Annotated in this window: 14 protein-coding genes; 6 read left to right on the top strand and 8 right to left on the bottom strand. The window is 73.1% G+C overall.

The genetic code is table 11. The features are described from left to right. Positions 1–45: 45 nt before the first annotated feature. The 3 genes from ACZ9QC_RS35425 to ACZ9QC_RS35415 all read right to left on the bottom strand — a co-directional run bounded on the left by ACZ9QC_RS35425 (position 46) and on the right by ACZ9QC_RS35415 (position 3,397). Complete coding sequence (locus tag ACZ9QC_RS35425) at positions 46–924, bottom strand: hypothetical protein (RefSeq protein ID WP_472916803.1); 879 nt, start codon at positions 922–924, stop codon at positions 46–48. A 148-nt stretch (positions 925–1,072) separates the two neighbouring features. Continuing rightward, positions 1,073–2,596, bottom strand: a complete 1,524-nt coding sequence (locus ACZ9QC_RS35420; RefSeq protein WP_184896515.1) for a hypothetical protein — start codon at positions 2,594–2,596, stop codon at positions 1,073–1,075. A gap of 102 nt (positions 2,597–2,698) precedes the next feature. Then, the gene (locus ACZ9QC_RS35415) at positions 2,699–3,397 is read right to left on the bottom strand and encodes a GntR family transcriptional regulator (protein ID WP_472916802.1); all 699 of its coding nucleotides are present in this window, start codon (positions 3,395–3,397) and stop codon (positions 2,699–2,701) included. Between the two features lie 139 nt (positions 3,398–3,536). On the opposite strand from ACZ9QC_RS35415, the gene ACZ9QC_RS35410 reads away from it, so the two are divergent. Genes ACZ9QC_RS35410 through ACZ9QC_RS35390 form a run of 5 tightly spaced genes read left to right on the top strand, consistent with a single transcriptional unit; the run spans position 3,537 to position 7,999 of the window. Further along, positions 3,537–4,856 carry an MFS transporter gene (locus ACZ9QC_RS35410; protein ID WP_472916801.1) on the top strand — a complete coding sequence of 440 codons (1,320 nt, stop codon included), beginning with the start codon at positions 3,537–3,539 and terminating at the stop codon, positions 4,854–4,856. A gap of 5 nt (positions 4,857–4,861) precedes the next feature. Beyond that, complete coding sequence (locus ACZ9QC_RS35405; RefSeq protein ID WP_472921906.1) at positions 4,862–5,737, top strand: putative hydro-lyase; 876 nt, start codon at positions 4,862–4,864, stop codon at positions 5,735–5,737. 26 nt (positions 5,738–5,763) lie between these two features. Further along, positions 5,764–6,522 carry a LamB/YcsF family protein gene (locus ACZ9QC_RS35400; RefSeq protein ID WP_472916800.1) on the top strand — a complete coding sequence of 253 codons (759 nt, stop codon included), beginning with the start codon at positions 5,764–5,766 and terminating at the stop codon, positions 6,520–6,522. Then, the gene (locus ACZ9QC_RS35395; RefSeq protein WP_472916799.1) at positions 6,519–7,130 is read left to right on the top strand and encodes a 5-oxoprolinase subunit B family protein; all 612 of its coding nucleotides are present in this window, start codon (positions 6,519–6,521) and stop codon (positions 7,128–7,130) included. Before ACZ9QC_RS35400 ends, ACZ9QC_RS35395 begins: the two co-directional genes overlap by 4 nt. Further along, the gene (locus tag ACZ9QC_RS35390) at positions 7,127–7,999 is read left to right on the top strand and encodes a 5-oxoprolinase subunit C family protein (RefSeq protein ID WP_472916798.1); all 873 of its coding nucleotides are present in this window, start codon (positions 7,127–7,129) and stop codon (positions 7,997–7,999) included. The genes ACZ9QC_RS35395 and ACZ9QC_RS35390 overlap by 4 nt, the downstream gene beginning before the upstream one ends. Positions 8,000–8,042: 43 nt before the next feature. Here ACZ9QC_RS35390 and ACZ9QC_RS35385 read toward each other — a convergent pair whose 3' ends face one another. The 5 genes from ACZ9QC_RS35385 to ACZ9QC_RS35365 form a co-directional block, all read right to left on the bottom strand. Continuing rightward, entirely contained in the window at positions 8,043–8,891 is an 849-nt protein-coding gene (locus ACZ9QC_RS35385; protein ID WP_472916797.1) for an SGNH/GDSL hydrolase family protein, read from the bottom strand. After that, positions 8,888–10,072 (bottom strand): glycosyltransferase, encoded by a 1,185-nt coding sequence (locus ACZ9QC_RS35380; protein WP_472916796.1) that lies wholly within the window; start codon positions 10,070–10,072, stop codon positions 8,888–8,890. Before ACZ9QC_RS35380 ends, ACZ9QC_RS35385 begins: the two co-directional genes overlap by 4 nt. Next, positions 10,069–11,193: a glycosyltransferase family 4 protein gene (locus ACZ9QC_RS35375; protein ID WP_472916795.1), complete on the bottom strand. Its 1,125-nt coding sequence runs from the start codon at positions 11,191–11,193 to the stop codon at positions 10,069–10,071. The genes ACZ9QC_RS35380 and ACZ9QC_RS35375 overlap by 4 nt, the downstream gene beginning before the upstream one ends. Positions 11,194–11,332: 139 nt before the next feature. Continuing rightward, a complete protein-coding gene (locus ACZ9QC_RS35370) occupies positions 11,333–12,751 on the bottom strand; it encodes a HEAT repeat domain-containing protein (protein WP_472916794.1) in 1,419 nt (472 codons plus the stop codon). A gap of 302 nt (positions 12,752–13,053) precedes the next feature. Further along, positions 13,054–13,446, bottom strand: coding sequence for an ankyrin repeat domain-containing protein (locus ACZ9QC_RS35365; protein ID WP_472916793.1), 393 nt, complete (start codon positions 13,444–13,446; stop codon positions 13,054–13,056). 272 nt (positions 13,447–13,718) lie between these two features. On the opposite strand from ACZ9QC_RS35365, the gene ACZ9QC_RS35360 reads away from it, so the two are divergent. Then, positions 13,719–13,913, top strand: a complete 195-nt coding sequence (locus ACZ9QC_RS35360; protein ID WP_005485586.1) for a hypothetical protein — start codon at positions 13,719–13,721, stop codon at positions 13,911–13,913. Positions 13,914–13,944 lie beyond the last annotated feature (31 nt).

The following is a 13,944-nucleotide window of genomic DNA, read 5'->3' as shown; positions in this document are numbered from 1 at the left end:
GTGGTGGGGGAGGTCGGGGACGGAGGTCGAGGACGGTGGTCGGGGTCAGGAGTGGAACGGCAGTCCGGCGTCGGCCACCAGCTCCAGGTCGTCGGTGTCCTCGGCGGGCAGCAGGGTGGCCGAACCGTCGGTGACCGGTACGACACCCAGTTCCAGCAGTTCCGCCATCGCGGCGCTGCCCGCCATGTCCCGCACCTGGAGCTGATAACGCGCGGTCGTGCGATACGTACCGCCGTTGTCGTCGCCGGTGCGCTGGAGGAAGCCCGAGTCGGTCAGGAAGCCGACCGCCTTGCCGATGATTCCGGTGGTGGACCCGGCGAGCCGGCGGGCGTCCTTGGTGGCCCCGGTGGAGCTGCGTCGCGCCCAGATCCGCCAGGCCGACTCCAGGCCGGGCGCGTCGGTCGCCGGGTCGGTGTTCTCGCCCTGCTCCTCGGCCCGCTCCTCCAGGCGCCGACAGGCCTGCCGTACGAAGGCGTCGACCCCGTTGACCGAGACCCGTCCGATGTATCCGTCGTCCGCGAGGTCCTCCGGGCGGGGGAACGCCATCGCGGCCACGGCGAGGTGCGCCAGCCCGTGCAGGAAGCGGTCCACCGAGTCCGCCGACGTCCGCCGTGCGTACTCGCCCATCCGCACCGCGAAGACCGAGTCCTCGGCGGCCGTCACCGCCATGCCCGCCCGCGGCGACACCTCCAGGACGACCAGTCCCAGCCCGGTGGCGACGGCGTCGGCGAGCCGGGCGAACGGCGGATCCTCGCGGTACCGGCGCAACAGCTCCCCGTACTCCTGGTCCCGGGCGGGCTGCAGCTTCGGCTGAAGCCCGAAGGAGACGAGCCGAGCGGCGTCGGCGGCGTCGGCGGGCGTGAGGGCGGCAGCCACCGGAGCGGCCGCCGTCTCCGGCTCACTCCACTCGACAGGCTCACTCACGACAAGAACTCCTCGATCTCGGAACCAGGGGGTACGGCAAGCGCCCGCGCAGGGGCGCGGGACGGTGACATGTGCGGCCCGGCCGCGTGAACGCGGTCAGCCACGAACCAGCCGCACACCGACCACGGGCGGAAAGCCGACGGCGTCCTCACACCGCCTCCCTGTCCGCCGCCATGCCCGCGGAATCCAGCAGAGCCATGCCCACGATCAGATCGGCCCCACCGAACTCGGGGTCGTCCAGCTCCGTCCCGTCGTCCACGGCGAACAGCAGCCTCTCCTCCCCCTGCCGATAGGCCGTACCGACCGGCGGACTCGCCGCGTGCACAGCCAACAGGGCGACGAGATAAGGCAGTTCGGGGTCCTGGAGCCGCGCCTGCGCCAACAGCCCGGACAACCGCCGGGGCGCGTCCGCCGGCAGATCCAGCAGCACCTTCGCCGCCGCCAGCTGCTCCTCGCTGAACCGGCTGTCGTCGGGCGTGGCGATCAGATCGGGCTCCGGCATCTCCACCCCGAGGTGCTCCCGCTCGACGGGCGGGGTGAACAGCAGCTCCACGAGGTCCCCGACCCGCACGGATCCGGGTGTGCGCAAACCGGTGCCGCGAGCGAAGAACGCGTCGGTCACCCGCCGCGCCTGCTCCACGGGCAGGGGCAGCAGGGGTCCGACGAGATGCCCGTACAGGTCTATCCCGGAGGTCGTCATCGGGGTGGCGAAGGCCTGCCGGTCCTGCTCGGCGCGGAACAGCGGGCCGGCCTCCAGCAGCCGGGACTGCAGCTGTGTGTGCCGCCGGATGCAGTCCTTGACGATGTCGACCAGCTCGGCGGCGCGCCGCTTCTGCTCGGGGTCCTCCGACTCGTCCCGGGCCTTGCGGATGTTCGTGAGGATCGCGTTCTCGTGGCGGTAGCGGTCGGCGACGTGGTCGAGGGCCTCGGCGATCATGTCGGGCACGGTCTGGAGCCAGTCGACCGCGCGGACGTTGCGCCGGGTGGCGTCCAGGGCCTTGCGCAGCGTCTCGGAGTACTGCACGGTCCGGTAGCGGGCCTGCTCGGCGGCGAGCTGGGCGTCGGCGAGGCGGCCCCGGCTGATCAGGACCTCCAGCTTGACCTCGGCGGCGATCTGGGCGCTGGTGACGTCGGTGTCGAGGGCGCCCACGAGGACGTTGACGGCCTCGTCGGTCGTGCGGAGGTAGACACCGCCGCCGTAGCCTGGGACCTCCTCGATCAGTTTGAAGTCGTAGTCGCGCCGGACGTAGGTGCCGTCGGGGGTGAAGGTCCCGTACACCGCCCGGAAGCCGCGGTCGACACTGCCGACGTTGATCAGGTTCTCCAGGACCCAGCGGGCCACCCGCTCGTGCTCCTCGACGGGTCGCCCGGGTGCCTGGGCGGCGATGCGCGGGATGAGGCGGGCGACGATCTGGTCGTGGTCCGCGCCCGTGTCGAAGTCCATGTTCAGGGTGACCAGGTCGATGGCGGCGAGCGCGACCTCGGCCATGCCGTACACCGTGTACTCACCGGCGAGGTTCGCCTTGCGCGCGTCCAGGTCGTGCAGCGGCGCGGTGCAGGCGAGCGCGCGCAGCCGCCGCGCCAGTCCCTCGTCGGCGGCCGGCCCCTGCGCGGGGCGCGGCCCCGCGCTGAGCTGGGGCGGAACACTGTCCGTCGATGCGGGTGAAGTCACGGTGCACAGACTAGGTCCTGGGTCTGACAACGACCCAAACGCGCCGCCGGACGAGCCGCCGGGCCGCCGGACGAGCCGCGGCACCGCTCACGGGGCGGCCGCTCACGGGGCGCTGTCCCGCACCCTCCGCCCGTAGACCTCGACCATGCGCCGCAGCGAGTCGTCGAGATACTCGACCAGCATGCGTTCGGCCTCGGCCCGCTCCCCCCGTTGCAGTGTCCGCAGGATGAGCAGGTTGCGCGCCAGGTACGGCTCGTACAACGCGCGCGGATCGTCCACCACGTGGAACGCGAGTCTGAGTTCGGCGAAGACGCTGCGCATCAGCTCGTCGGTGCGGGCGCTGCCGGCGAGCGCGACCAGCTCGCGGTGGAAGTGGATGTTGGCGGTGGACACGCCCTTCCAGTCACCTTCGCGGGCGTCCCGCTGACCCTCCGCGACGGCTTCGGCGAGCCCCTCCAAGCGGTACGGCGGATCCCCGAGCCCGCGCACGACGGCGCACTCGACGAGGCGGCGGGTTCGGTAGATGTCCTCCACGTCCTCGACGGTCAACACCCGGACGAAGACGCCCCGGTTGAGCTCGTGGACGAGGAGTCGTTCATGGGTGAGCAGGCGGAACGCCTCTCGGAGGGTGTTGCGGGAGACCCCGAGGGCGCCGCCGATGCTGTCCTCGGAGAGCCGGGTCCCGGGTGGGAAGAAGCCTTCGGCGATGCGGCTGCGGAGGATGTCCGCAACCCGCTCGGCGGTACTGGTGCGTCCCAGGAGGGCGCGGTCGTCGGCAAGTCCCGTCAGTTCGGCGGCCATGCCGGAATTCAAGCGCAGACACGAGAACGAAACAACAGGGGTATTGAAGGATCGTTCAACGATCCTCTACCTTGCTGGACAGGCGCCCTCTCTTCACGGCTCGGTCCTCACGCACTCTCCCCCTCACCGCGAGGTGCTCATGAGCACGAACCCTCCCTCCCAGGCCCTGACCTCCACGAGCGAACCCCACCCCGACGGCCCCGTCGCCGACGACGGCCCCTTCGGCTGGCTGCGGGCCCTCGGCCCGCGCGGCCGCCGCGCCTTCGGCGGCGCGTTCGGCGGCTACGCCCTCGACTCCTACGACTACTTCACGCTGCCGCTGAGCATGGTCGCGCTCACGGCCTACTTCGGCCTGGACAACGGCCAGACCGGGCTGTTCACCACGGTCACCCTGGTCGTCTCGGCCATCGGCGGTGCCGGCGCGGGTGTGCTCGCGGACCGGATAGGCCGGGTGAAGGCGCTGATGATCACCGTGATCACGTACGCCGTGTTCACCGTGGCCTGCGGCTTCGCGCCCAACTACGAGACCCTGCTGGTCTTCCGTGCCCTCCAGGGGCTCGGCTTCGGCGGTGAGTGGGCGGTCGGCGCGATCCTCGTCGCCGAGTACGCGAGCGCCAAGCACCGGGGGCGTACGCTCGGCGCGATCCAGAGCTCCTGGGCGGTGGGCTGGGGTCTGGCCGTGATCGTCTACACGATGGTCTTCTCCTTCCTCGACGACGACCTGGCCTGGCGCGTGATGTTCTGGACCGGCGCGCTGCCCGCGCTGCTCGTGATCTGGGTGCGCCGCTCGGTCGAGGACGCCCCGAAGGCCAAGGCCGCACGCGAGCGGAGCGCCGAGAAGGGCTCGTTCGCCGTGATCTTCCGGCCGGGCACGGCCTCCGCGCCGGGGCTGCTGCGCACCACGGTGTTCGCGGTGCTGCTCTCCACCGGCGTCCAGGGCGGCTACTACACCCTGGCGACCTGGGTGCCGACCTATCTGAAGACGGAGCGCGGTCTGTCGGTCGTCGGCACCGGCGGCTACCTCACGTTCCTGATCTCCGGTGCCTTCATCGGTTATCTCACCGGCGGCTATCTCACCGACGTGCTGGGCCGCCGCCGGAACATCTGGCTCTTCGCCGTGCTCTCGGCGCTGTGCATCCTGGCGTACGCGAACATCCCCGACGGCGCCAACACCCTGCTGCTGGTGCTCGGTTTCCCGCTCGGGTTCTGCATGTCGGCGATCTTCAGCGGCTTCGGTTCGTTCCTCAGTGAGCTGTACCCGTCGGCCGTCCGGGGCACCGGGCAGGGCTTCACGTACAACACCGGGCGCGCGGTCGGTGCCGTCTTCCCGACCACGGTCGGCTTCCTCGCGGACAGCTGGGGCGTGGGCGGCGCGCTGGTCTTCGGCGCGCTCGGCTACGGCCTGGCGGCGGTGGCCCTGCTCGGCCTCCCGGAGACACGTGGAAGGGAACTCGTGTGAACGACATGACCACGCGGCACGCCGGCCCGGCCGCCACCGCGCACGACCGTCCGGCCGTCCCCGCCACCTCGTACGACCGCCCCTTCGCCGCCGTCGACCCGCGCGCGCACGCGTGGAGCCCCGAGGAGGCACGCGCCCGGTTCCGTTCGGGCGCCGCGGGCCCCACCGCCTGGGTGGCCGCCGGGCACACCCAGGCGAACCTGATCTCGGTGCCCGCCGACTGGGCCTACGACATGCTGCTCTTCTGCCAGCGCAACCCCAAGCCGTGCCCCGTGCTCGACGTCACGGACGCCGGAGCGTGGACGACCCCGCTGGCCCCTGGCGCGGACCTGCGCACCGATCTGCCGCGCTACCGCGTCTGGGAGCACGGCGAGTTGGTGGCCGAGCCGACGGACGTGCTCGACGTCTGGCGGAAGGACCTGGTGTCGTTCCTGATCGGCTGCAGCTTCACCTTCGAGTCGGCGCTGACCGCCGCGGGCGTGCCGATGCGCCACGTCGAGCAGGGCCGCAACGTCTCGATGTACGTCACCGACCGCATGTGCCGGCCCGCCGGGCGGCTGCACGGCCCGATGGTGGTGTCGATGCGTCCGGTGCCGCCGGCGCACCTGGCGGCGGCGATCCGGGAGAGCAGTCTGCTCCCGGCCGTGCACGGCGGCCCGGTGCACTGCGGCGAGCCGACCGGCCTCGGCATCGCCGACCTGTCCCGTCCGGACTTCGGCGACCCCGTGGACGCCGAACCGGACGACATCCCGGTGTTCTGGGCCTGCGGGGTGACACCGCAGGCCGCCGTGACGGCCTCACGCCCTTCGTTCGCGATCACGCACGCGCCGGGCCAGATGTTCCTGACCGACGCCCGCGACGAGCAGTACCGCGTCCTCTGACACACCCGAGCGGGAGAATGGGTTCCATGAGCTCCATCGATCTGAACGCCGACCTCGGCGAGGGCTTCGGCCGCTGGACGCTGACCGACGACGAGCGGCTGCTCTCCGTAGTCACCAGCGCCAACGTGGCCTGTGGCTTCCACGCGGGGGACGCGGTCACCATGCGGCGGGTTTGCGAGTTGGCGGCCGAGCGGGGCGTCCGGATCGGCGCCCAGGTCTCGTACCGCGACCTGGCGGGCTTCGGGCGGCGCGCGATGGACGTGCCGCCCGCCGAGCTGGCGGCCGAGGTCGCCTACCAGATCGGTGCCCTGGAGGTCTTCGCACGCGCGGCGGGCACGCGCGTGTCGTACGTGAAGCCGCACGGCGCGCTCTACAACCGCGTCGTGCACGACGAGGAGCAGGCGGCGGCGGTGGTCGAGGGAGTGATCCTCGCCGACGCCACGCTGCCCGTCCTCGGTCTGCCCGGCTCGCACCTCCTCAAGCTGGCCGAGAGGGTCGGGTTGGCCGCCGTCACCGAGGCGTTCGCGGACCGTGCGTACACCGACGAGGGGACACTGGTCCTGCGCGACCAGGAGGGTTCCGTGATCACGGACGCCGACGCCGTGGTCGAGCGGTCCGTCGGGCTGGCGTGTTCCGGCACGGTCGTCGCCCACTCGGGCGAACGCATTCTCGTCCGGGCCCGCTCCCTCTGCCTGCACGGTGACACACCGGGCTCGGTGGAGCTGGCCCGGCGGGTGCGGGCCGAGCTGGCGGCCGCGGGGGTGCGGGTGGAGGCGTTCTCATGAGAGCGCTGCCTGTCGGGGCCCGTGCGCTGCTCATCGAGGTGGCCACGGGCGACGATGCCGAGGCCCTGCACGCCGAGCTGCTGCGCCGCCGCGCCACGGGCGAACTGACGGTGGGAGAGATCGTCCCCGCCGCCCACACGGTTCTCCTGGACGGCCTCGACGCCCCGTCCCTCCTCGCCGAACGCCTCGCCTCCTGGGTCGTCCCGCCCGTCCCGCCGCGCACGGAGGACGTAGTCGAGATCCCCGTGCGGTACGACGGCCCCGATCTGCCGGAGGTCGCCGCGCACTGGGGTGTCGACGAGGCCGAGGCGGCCCGTATCCACGCCGGTGCCGAGTACCGCGTGGCGTTCTGCGGCTTCGCCCCCGGCTTCGGCTATCTCACGGGGCTGCCCCGTGAGGTCCCGCGCCGGGCCACCCCGCGCACGTCGGTCCCGGCGGGGTCGGTCGCCCTGGCGGGCCCGTACACCGGTGTGTACCCGCGCACGTCCCCGGGCGGCTGGCAGCTGATCGGTACGACGGACGCGGTGCTGTGGGACCACCAGCGCGTACCGGCCGCGCTGCTGGCCCCGGGCACCCTGGTCCGCTTCACCCCCTTGGAGACGCCGTGACGGACGATGCCCTCGTGGTGGTCCGCGCGGGCGCCCTGACCACCGTCCAGGACCTTGGCCGCCCCGGCCACGCCCACCTCGGCGTGCCCCGGTCGGGCGCCCTGGACGCACCCGCGGCCGCCCTTGCCAACCGTCTGGTGGGCAACGCCCCGGACGCGGCGGTGCTGGAGACCACCCTCAACGGCTGCTCGGTGCGCCCGCGCTCGCCGGTCACCGTGGCCGTGACCGGCGCACCCGGTCCGGTCACGGTGGACGGCCGCCCGGCCCCGTGGGGCGCACCGCTACGGGTCCCCGGCGGGGCCCTCCTCGACATCGGCCCCGCCCGCTTCGGCGTGCGCGGCTATCTGGCCGTCTCCGGCGGGGTGGCCGTCGAACCGGTGCTGGGCAGCCGCTCCACGGACCTGTTGTCCGGCCTCGGCCCGCCCCCGCTGACGGACGGCACCGTGCTCCCGCTCGGCCGCCCGGGCCGCCCGCACGCGCGCGTGGACGTCGTCCCGCATCCGGCGCCGCCCTCGGAGCTGGTGCTGCGCGTGACCCTGGGCCCGCGCGACGACTGGTTCACCGACGCGGCGCTGCGCACCCTCACCCGGCGTCCCTATGCCGTGTCGTCCGCGAGCAACCGCATCGGGCTGCGCACGGAGGGGCCCGCCCTCGAGCGCTCCCGGCCGGGTGAACTCCCCAGCGAGGGAATGGTGCTGGGCGCCGTGCAGGTGCCACCGGACGGCCGCCCGGTCGTCTTCCTCGCCGACCACCCCACCACCGGGGGCTATCCGGTGATCGCGGTCGTCCACCCGGCGGACCTGCCCGGCGCGGCCCAGGCCACGCCGGGCACGCCGGTGCGGTTCGTCGCCGTTCGGCACCGTCGCTGACCGTGGGCGGCGCCCGGCGGCGGAGCGGGCGCCCCGGGCCGCCTCACGCCACCTCCGGCCGTTGCTCGGCGGCGGACAGCGCGGCCAGGGCGGACGCCACCGCGTGGGAGGCGGACAGGTCCAACCGTGCGCTGGTGCCGCGCGCCTTGTGGCGCACCTCGGCGGCGGCGAGGGCGAGGAGCTGTGGGAGCAGGTCGGTGCAGCGCCGGGCGACCCAGCCCGTCCCCGCGGTGGCCAGCCACCAGAGGCCGGCGCCGCGGGTGGGGGCCGGGGAGTCGGGCTCGGCGGAGGGCGCGGGGCCTGTGGCGACTCCCGCCCCGGCGAGCAGGGCGTGGAAGCGGAGGGCGAGCTGCCGGTGCCCCCGCTCGCCGGGATGCAGCCGGTCCGCGCTCCACATCGCGCGGTCCGCCAGCCAGGCGCCCTCCGATGCGTGCAGATGGACGGCGCCGTGGCGCTCGGACAGGGCGTGCACGACGGTGTTGACGGCCCGCTGCCGCCGGGCGAGGGGCCGGGCGAGCGCCCCGGGCAGGCCGAGCATCGCCCCGGGATCGGGCAGACAGGCGGTGAGCAGCACGGCTCCGGACGCGCGCAGGGCGCCGTAGACCGTGTCGAGACGGGCGGCGACGGCGTGGATGTCGAAGGTGCACCGCAGGGTGTCGTTGACGCCGATGACGACCGAGGCGACGTCCGGGCGGAGGGCGAGCGCGGCGGCCAGCTGCCGGTCCAGGACGTCGCGCGTCTGGGAACCGCTGACGGCCAGGTTGGTGAACTCCACGCCGGGTCCGAGCCCGTCGGCGAGCAGCGCGGCCCAGCCCCGCCGGCCGCCCGCGACGGGGTCGCCCACGCCCTCGGTGAGGGAGTCTCCGAGGGCCACGAACCGCCGGGCTCTCATCCCACGCCCTCCCGCACCGGGCGTCCGACGGTCGCGTCGTGCGCGGCGAGGAAGGCGTCCACCGCGGCCTGCCAGCCGAAGCACTCGGCACGCGCGCGTGCCGCCTCCCTGCGCTCGCCCTCGGACCGGTCCAGCAGCAGTTCGACGGCGTCCGCGAAGGACTCCCCGTTGTCCGCCGCCGTGGCGCCGGCCGGTCCGATGACCTCTGGCAGCGCGGAGGAGGAGCTGGCCACCACGGGCGTACCGCAGGCCATGGCCTCCAGCGCGGCCAGGCCGAACGTCTCGGCGGGGCCGGGTGCCAGGGCCACATCGGCCGACGCCTGAAGGGCGCTCAGCGTCCCGCGGTCGCCGACGTGGCCCAGGAAGGTCACCGGCAGCCCTCGGGCGCGCTGTTCGAGCCTGCCGCGCAGCGGCCCGTCCCCGGCGACGACCAGCACGGCGCGCCGCCCCCGCGCGAGCAGCGCCTCCAGGGCGTCGACGGCCGTGCCGGGCCGCTTCTCCACGGACAGCCGCGAGCACATCACGAGCAGGATCTCGTCCACGCGCGCGTGCCGCTCCCGCAGTCCCCGGTCGCGCAGGGCGGGGTGACGTCCCACGAGGTCGACGCCCAGGGGTGCCCGGACGACGTTCCGCGCGCCGATCCGCACGAACTCCCGTTCGGCGAACTCGGTGGTGCACACCACCCGCGAGTAGGTGTGGGCCGTACGGACGTTGAGGGCGTCCGAGGCCCGCCGGGCCATGCCCTCGGAGAGCCCCCAGGTCCGCAGCACCCCGTCGGCGGTCTCGTGCGAGACCATCACCGCGCGCACCCTGGCCCGCCGGGCCCACTTCCCCGTCCAGCGCAGCGTGGTCCGGTCGGAGACCTCCAGCCGGTCGGGCTCCAGCGACTCCAGGAGTCCGGTCACCCGTCGCCTGTCCATGAGGACGCGGTAGCCGCCGGTGCCCGGCAGCAGCGGCCCGGGCAGGGTGATCACCCGCCCCTGCTCGGTCGCGCGGTCGGTGTACCGCTCTCCGGGCACGACCAGCACGGCCTCGTGCCCGGCAGCCTCGTAGCCGCGGCCCAGTTCCCGCAGCGCTGTCCGCAGTCCGCCGGAGGAGGGTGCGACGAAATTGGCGAGCCGCACGATCCGCAGCCCCGTCCGGGCGCCGTTCCTCGGTTCCCCGTCGGCAGCCGTGCTCATGCCGCCACCGCCGTCCGCGCCGTCAGCACGTCGGCGTAGTGCCCGATGAGCTGGTCTCCGACGGCCGCCCAGGTGCGCCCCTCGACCATGGCCCGTCCGGCGGCCCCGTAGGCGGCCCGCAGTCCCGGATCGGCGGCGAGCGACCACACGGCGTCGCGTACGGCGGCCGCGTCGCGCGGCGGGACCAGGAGACCCGTGCGCCCGTGGGCGACGAGGTCCAGCGGGCCCCCGGCGGCGGGCGCCACCACGGGCACCCCGCTGGCCATGGCCTCCTGCACGGTCTGGCAGAAGGTCTCGAAGGGGCCGGTGTGGGCGAAGACGTCGAACGAGGCGAAGATCCGCGCGAGTTCGTCGCCGGTGCGACGGCCCAGGAAGACAGCTCCCGGCAGCGCTTCGCGCAGCCCGGGTTCGCTCGGCCCGTCGCCCACGACCACGACCCGCACGCCCTCCAGGCCGCACACTCCGGCGAGCAGTTCGATCTGCTTCTCGGGGGCGAGACGGCCGACGTAGCCGACGATCAGCTCGCCGTTCGGGGCCAGTTCGCGGCGCAGTGCCTCGTCGCGCAGGTCGGGGCGGAACCGGACGGTGTCGACACCGCGCGGCCACAGGCTGACCCGGGGCACACCGTGTGCCTCCAGGTCCCGCAGGGCCGCGCTGGAGGGAGCGAGGGTGCGGTCGGCGGCGGCGTGCACGGAGCGGATGCGCCGCCAGGCCGCCGCCTCACCGGCGTGCACATAGGTGCGGGCGTATCCGGCGAGGTCGGTCTGGTAGATGGCGACGGCGGGGACGCCGAGGCGGGCGGCGGCCGCCATGCCGCGCACGCCGAGGACGAAGGGGCTGGCCAGGTGGACGATGTCGGCCCGGTGTTCGACGATCGCCGCGGCGACCCGGCGGCTGGGCAGGGCGACGCGGACCTGGGGGTAGCCCGGGAGCGGGAGGGAGGGGACGCGGACGACCGGGCACGGCGCCTGGAGATCGGCTCCGGCTCCCTGGGCGGTGGCCGGGGCCACGACGAGCGGGGCGTGCCCCCGCGCGACGAGGTGCCGCGCGGTCTGCAGGGCGCAGTGGGCCACGCCGTTCACATCGGGGGGAAAGGACTCGGTCACTATGACGACACGCATACCGGTGTTGTCGTCGTGCTGGACGTGGCCGCGTCAACGTGGATCTTTCCGCACGGGGAACGTCCCATGAGCGTTGCGCTGCCCACCTGCCCTGGTCGGACCGTGTCCATGCCCGCCTGATGTCCGGGTCACCCCGTGTTCACATTGCGGGCATGTCAGGACCGATTCTGCTGCGTACGGCTGTCTGGACCTCGGCCTCCTCGGCCGGGTCGGCGGCGAGCCTGCGGAGCTGTTCGACGACGCGCGCGTCTCCCGTCTCGGCGTGCCGGGCGGCGATCTCGCGAGTGGTCTCCTCGCAGTCCCAGAGGCATTCGACGGCGAAGCCGGCGGCGAAGGAGGGATCGGTGGCGGCGAGCGCGCGGGCGGCGCGACCGCGGAGGTGGGAGGAGGCTGTCTCGCGGTAGATGTGACGCAGGACGGGCGCGGCGCAGACGATGCCGAGGCGTCCGGTGCCGTCGACGAGGGTCCACAGGGTCGGCGCGTCCGGTCCCTCGCCGCGTACGGCCTCGCGCAGCGCGCCCAGCACCAAGTCGCGGTCCTTGGTCCCGCCGAGACAGGCGAGCATGCGTCCGGCGGCGGCGCCCAGGGGGTCGGGCCGGTGCACCCAGCCACGTGCCCGGTCCACGGCGGCCATGGTGCGCATCCGTTCGAAGGCGTCGACGGCGGCCTCCACGACCATCGTCGTGCCGTCGGCCACGGCGCCCTCGATCAGGTCGAGGGCGTCAGGATCGTTGCCGTCGGCGAGGTAGCGCAAGGCGGTGCAGCGGGCGCCGTCGTCGCCCGACCGGGCGGCGGAGAGGATCTCGGGCCGGTCCTCGGGGCCGGCGACGGCGGTCAGACACCGCGCCGCGGGCACATGGAGGACCGCTCCGCGTTCGATGCCCTGCTGGGCCCACTCGAACACGGCCTTGACGCTCCACCCGGGCCGAGGCCCGCTGGGTCGCATCTGCCGTTGCCAGCGGTCGAAACAGCCGGTCTCGTGGGCGGCGCGCACGCGGGTGGCGATCGCCTCGCGGGGGTCGTCGGCCCACAGCCGCCAGGGCCGGGGTTCGAAGGCGTCACGGACGGCGGCGGCCAGCTCGGCCTCACCCTCCGGATCGGTGGTGAAGCGGGCCAGGACGGGTTCGGCGAGGGAGCGCAGTCCTTCGTCGTCGTCCCTGAGGGCCAGCTCGTCCAGGGCCCAGGCCCAGCTGGTGCCCACGGCGGCGTACCTGCGCAGCAGTTCGAGCGCGTCCCGCCTGCCGTACGAGGCCAGGTGCCCGAGGACCGCGAGGGCCAGGCCGGTGCGTGACTCGTCGGTGTCGAGCACGTCCTCGGCGTCGAAGAGGTGCCGCTCGATCTCGTCGAGCTCACCGCTCAGGTCGAGGTAGAGACGGGCGTAGTAGAGCGAGCGGTTCTCCACCTGCCAGTCGTGGCGGGGGTCGCTCAGCACACAGTGGTTCAGCGCCGCGAGCGCCTCGGCCCGCGGGGCGGTGAGGGCGTGCAGGGTGCCGTCGCCGCGGCCCCTCTGCAGCAGGCCGAGCAGCGTACCGCTGGGCGCTATGACCGGTTCGAACATGGGAAACAGCCTCACATCAAGCGTCGACGCAACCGGGAGTCCTGCATTACCTGGCCGCGTGACAACACGTCGGAGCGCCCGCCGTCTGTTGCTTGCTGAAGACCATCTTCCTCTGCCTCTCGTCGGTGGCCCATGCGGACCGCGTCACGGCCCACGCGGTGCGGCAACACCTGCCCAGCCATCATGTCCGTGAATCACGACGTCATGATGACCCGGCGGTTCTCGCTGCCGCGACCGAAATATCCGGCGGCCCCGTACCGCCTCCCCCGTCTTTCGTGTTTTACCTGGTCAGAACATGTTGATCAGTGTGCTGCGAACAGTTCGAGCAGTTCCGTCCTGCCGAACATCCGGGCGGTGTCGACCGCGTTCGGAGTGCCCGCGGCCGGGTCGGCCCCGCCGTCCAGGAGAACCCGGATGACGCTCTCCTCGCCCTTGAAAACCGCCCCGGCGAGGGGTGTCTGGCCGCGGTCGTTGACCCGGTCGGCCTCCCCGCCACGGGCCAGGAGGGCCCGGACCGCGTCGGCGTGACCGTGGTACGCGGCGAGCATCACGAGGGAGTCGCCGCGGTCGTTGGTGAGGTCGGCCGGAACACCCGCGTCGACGTACGCCACGAGCGCCTCGGTCTCGCCCCTGCGGGCCAGATCGAAGATCTTGGTCGCCAGCTCCACGACCTCGGGGTCGGGGGCTTCGCTCATCGCCGGGACCACCTCTCACATACACGCCTCGTAGCCGAACGGGTGAATCGCCAGGGTACTGGCTCGACGCACACATCAGCGGACAGAGTCGAGGCAAAGATCACACCGAGTCCCGTCGCGCGCAACAGCCCAGCTCGGACGGCCCAGTCTCGATTCGACCATCAGGGCGAATTCCATCGGATTTCACCCATATGCACCTTTTATCGTATGGATACATCCTGTGACCTTGGAAGAACTCATGGTGACTGTCCCCATCAACCAGGAGAGCCCAAATGATCCTGAACATCTCAGGCGTCGTCCTGCTCGGCGTCATCGTCTTCCTGTTCTTCCGCAAGGACGGCCTGAAGGCATCGCACTGCATCGTCGTCACGCTGTTCGGCTTCTACCTCGCCAGCACGGGCATCGCCCCGAGCATCACAGCGGGCGGCGAGAGCCTCGCGAGCCTCCTCGGCGGGATCAAGTTCTGACCCCGCCCCCATCCGCACGCACCCCCAGGAG

The sequence above is a fragment of the Streptomyces sp. HUAS MS02 genome (assembly GCF_055702265.1).
The sequence above is the reverse complement of the archived record's forward strand: the minus strand, read 5'-3'. Positions and strand labels throughout refer to the sequence as shown.

Coding starts and splice junctions, on each gene's coding strand:
- ACZ9QC_RS35380 (WP_472916796.1), bottom strand. CDS start 10,072: ATGAGCACGGCTGCCGACGGGGAACCGAGGAACGGCGCCCGGACGGGG.
- ACZ9QC_RS35360 (WP_005485586.1), top strand. CDS start 13,719: ATGATCCTGAACATCTCAGGCGTCGTCCTGCTCGGCGTCATCGTCTTC.
- ACZ9QC_RS35370 (WP_472916794.1), bottom strand. CDS start 12,751: ATGTTCGAACCGGTCATAGCGCCCAGCGGTACGCTGCTCGGCCTGCTG.
- ACZ9QC_RS35410 (WP_472916801.1), top strand. CDS start 3,537: ATGAGCACGAACCCTCCCTCCCAGGCCCTGACCTCCACGAGCGAACCC.
- ACZ9QC_RS35365 (WP_472916793.1), bottom strand. CDS start 13,446: ATGAGCGAAGCCCCCGACCCCGAGGTCGTGGAGCTGGCGACCAAGATC.
- ACZ9QC_RS35405 (WP_472921906.1), top strand. CDS start 4,862: ATGACCACGCGGCACGCCGGCCCGGCCGCCACCGCGCACGACCGTCCG.
- ACZ9QC_RS35415 (WP_472916802.1), bottom strand. CDS start 3,397: ATGGCCGCCGAACTGACGGGACTTGCCGACGACCGCGCCCTCCTGGGA.
- ACZ9QC_RS35395 (WP_472916799.1), top strand. CDS start 6,519: ATGAGAGCGCTGCCTGTCGGGGCCCGTGCGCTGCTCATCGAGGTGGCC.
- ACZ9QC_RS35400 (WP_472916800.1), top strand. CDS start 5,764: ATGAGCTCCATCGATCTGAACGCCGACCTCGGCGAGGGCTTCGGCCGC.
- ACZ9QC_RS35375 (WP_472916795.1), bottom strand. CDS start 11,193: ATGCGTGTCGTCATAGTGACCGAGTCCTTTCCCCCCGATGTGAACGGC.
- ACZ9QC_RS35385 (WP_472916797.1), bottom strand. CDS start 8,891: ATGAGAGCCCGGCGGTTCGTGGCCCTCGGAGACTCCCTCACCGAGGGC.